Consider the following 451-nt stretch of genomic DNA (forward strand, 5'->3'; position numbering starts at 1 on the left):
GGCACCTTCAGCGCGGCCGAGCGCTCCCGCGCCGCCCGCCAGGCCGTCCTCGTCGCCTTCGGCGTCATCATCGCCTTCGCCCTCTTCGGCCAGCGCATCCTCGACTACCTGCACATCAGCCTGCCCGCCCTGCAGGCCGCCGGCGGCCTGCTGCTGCTGCTCATCGCCCTGGAGCTGCTCACCGGCAAGGGCGACGAGCCGACGAGCACCGTCGGCGTCAACGTGGCGATGGTGCCGCTGGGCACCCCGCTGCTCGCGGGGCCCGGCGCGATCGTGGCCACCATGGTCTTCGTGCAGCAGGCCGAGGGCTGGGACGACCGCGTCGCCGTCGCCGCCGGGGTCGTGGCGGTGCACGTGACGCTGTGGCTGGCGATGCGCTTCGCCGGGGTGGTGCACCGCCTGCTGGGCGACTCCGGCGTCCTGCTCGTCACCCGCGTCGCCGGTCTGCTGC

Annotated in this window: 1 protein-coding gene; it reads left to right on the top strand. The window is 74.5% G+C overall.

Annotated elements, in window-relative coordinates; genetic code table 11:
* Nucleotides 1-451, top strand: a 451-nt coding sequence (locus tag GTR02_RS22130) for a MarC family protein (protein ID WP_166609603.1), incomplete at both ends; no start/stop codon positions are given.

Origin of the sequence: Kineococcus siccus, assembly GCF_009906795.1 — a bacterium.
Lineage (GTDB): Bacteria > Actinomycetota > Actinomycetes > Actinomycetales > Kineococcaceae > Kineococcus > Kineococcus siccus.